Raw genomic sequence first — 2,091 nt, 5'->3', positions numbered from 1 at the left:
TCTAGGCGTCCCTTTTAGGGTAGGATCAAGGATGAAAGATGAAGGATAAGGAATAAAGTTTTGAAAAATTTTTCTTAATTTCTATTGACAAATTAGCAACTTTACTGTTTTTACACAGAAATGCAAATGACCGTTTAACCCTCAAAAATAAGGTAAAAAGCTCCCATGCTGCGACAACTTTAGTCAGCGGATTTATATAACCCTTAAAATAGGTATTGATGAGATGCTTGGTAATTGTAAGACCTGTTGGCAATAGCTTAAGAAATAAAAAGGTGAAACCAACTAGTAAACTCTTTTTTTATTAAACTTTAAACCTTGGCCTTTTGGCCTTTTGGCCACGCTACGCGAACGGCCACGCTACGCGAACAACTTTAAACCTTGGCCTTTTGGCCTTTTGGCCACGCTACGCGAACGGCCACGCTACGCGAACAATTTTAAACCTTGGCCTTTTGGCCTTTTGGCCACGCTACGCGAACGGCCACGCTACGCGAACAACCTTTAACCTTCAACCACCGCCTCGATAGTACAGTTCAAGAAAACGAAAAAACTTTTCACAGAGTTCTGGATCTCTTGCACCAAGGTTTATTTCTTTGGTAATTTCTGCTACCGCCTGTTTCCAGTAGGGGCGAATGCCTGGGGGGTCACTACGGTTACGATATAGCCGCTTGCTGATGATAGCATCTGCCGCATTCACCAGCTGAAAGACCTGAACAATGTAAGGAATTTTTTCACCACGCAACCCATCCGGATAACCAGTGCCATTCAGCCTCTCTTGGTGGGTACGCACTAAGAATGCAAACTCCTTCAAGAGCGGATGCTGGTTACAAATCAGTTCTGAAACTTCAGGATACTCCTTAACTTTTGTCCACTCCTTTTCTGTCAGCGGTCCTGTTTTGAACAGGATCTGATCGGGAATGCTAATTTTCCCTAAACCGTGGCAATAGCACAAAAAAACCAGCTGACGCATTGCTTCTGGCTCTAAGTTTAACCAGCGCCCAAAATGCATACACATAGTTCGCAGACGATAGCACCTTAAGCCAATCGGGACGTTGCGAGCCAACTGGATTTGTTCAAGGAAATTTAGGATATCGGCGTCCCCAGAACGAAGCATCAAACTTTGAAGTTGCTTTTGGTTTTAACAATTAAATTATCCCTATCTATTAGCTTACACTTGTGAATTTTTTATGAAGCTAATCCAGTTTATTAAGTCATTATATCATAATTTTAGTCCTCTAGAAGTAGTAAGAGACGTTGGTAAAATCGACTCCTAGCAAGAAATAAAACTGCAAAAATCACTACTTGTTTAGAACTAGCGAACTCCCGATTTTGGGGAATTTTTTATGAGAGGATATCTCCCAAGTTTTTTGATACTGAATTTTGCCCCCCTAGCCCCCCAAGCGAGCAATCCCTCGCTTGGGGGGAACAAGAATCCATTTGCTGGTAAAAGTCCCCCAAGCGAGCAATCCCTCGCTTGGGGGACCAATGGGGGCTTTGATGTAGCAAATGAGACTTCTCAGACAACCTCTGAAGCTGATTCACTTTATTGAGTTGCGATCGCATAGTGAACTAACTCAACTAGTTTCTGACGCAATGTCTCCAGTCCAAAACGTTTACTAGCAGAAATAAACACTCCTTGAGGAAATTCTTCTTTCGCTAACCCTAGGGTATCACTGTCTACTTGGTCAATTTTATTAAATGCCACTAAAATCGGTCCTGGTGTAATGGGCATATCCCTTAGAATTCCCATTACAGAACGAATGTGACTAGCCCACGCTGAATGGGATAAATCCACTACGTGCAGCAAAGCATCTGCTTCTGTTACTTCTTCGAGGGTAGCCCGAAATGAATCTACTAAGGGTGGGGGCAACTCGTGAATAAACCCTACCGTATCGATCAATAGCATAGCGCTAGATTTACCCGTTACTGAGTCAACAATAGGTAAGCGTCGGGTGGTGGGGTCAAGAGTAGCAAATAACTGGTCAGCGGTATAAACCTCAGCATTGGTTAGGGTATTCAACAGGGTAGATTTGCCGGCATTTGTATAACCAACGACCGCCACTGTCGGAACGTCCTGTTGCTGACGCCGCTGCC

At 43.5% G+C, this 2,091-nt stretch carries 3 protein-coding genes; 1 reads left to right on the top strand and 2 read right to left on the bottom strand.

What is annotated here, in order from left to right:
* Positions 1-323 precede the first annotated feature (323 nt).
* Positions 324-524, top strand: a complete 201-nt coding sequence (locus tag F6K37_RS39580; RefSeq protein WP_287256739.1) for a hypothetical protein — start codon at positions 324-326, stop codon at positions 522-524.
* Here the strand turns inward: F6K37_RS39580 and F6K37_RS39575 are convergent.
* Both F6K37_RS39575 and F6K37_RS39570 read right to left on the bottom strand, forming a co-directional pair.
* Positions 506-1,111 carry an HD-GYP domain-containing protein gene (locus tag F6K37_RS39575; RefSeq protein WP_287256738.1) on the bottom strand — a complete coding sequence of 202 codons (606 nt, stop codon included), beginning with the start codon at positions 1,109-1,111 and terminating at the stop codon, positions 506-508. The genes F6K37_RS39580 and F6K37_RS39575 overlap by 19 nt on opposite strands.
* Positions 1,112-1,540: 429 nt before the next feature.
* Positions 1,541-2,091 (bottom strand): GTPase (locus tag F6K37_RS39570; protein ID WP_287256737.1); only part of this gene is annotated, 551 nt, incomplete at its 5' end.

The sequence above is a fragment of the Moorena sp. SIO4E2 genome, from assembly GCF_010671945.1.
GTDB classification, from domain to species: Bacteria; Cyanobacteriota; Cyanobacteriia; order Cyanobacteriales; family Coleofasciculaceae; genus Moorena; species Moorena producens.
Note: the sequence above shows the minus strand (reverse complement) of the source record. Positions and strands in the feature narration are given on the sequence as shown.

Bases quoted from the DNA above. Each gene is read 5' to 3' on its own strand.
- F6K37_RS39575 (WP_287256738.1), bottom strand. From the start codon at position 1,111: ATGCTTCGTTCTGGGGACGCCGATATCCTAAATTTCCTTGAACAAATC.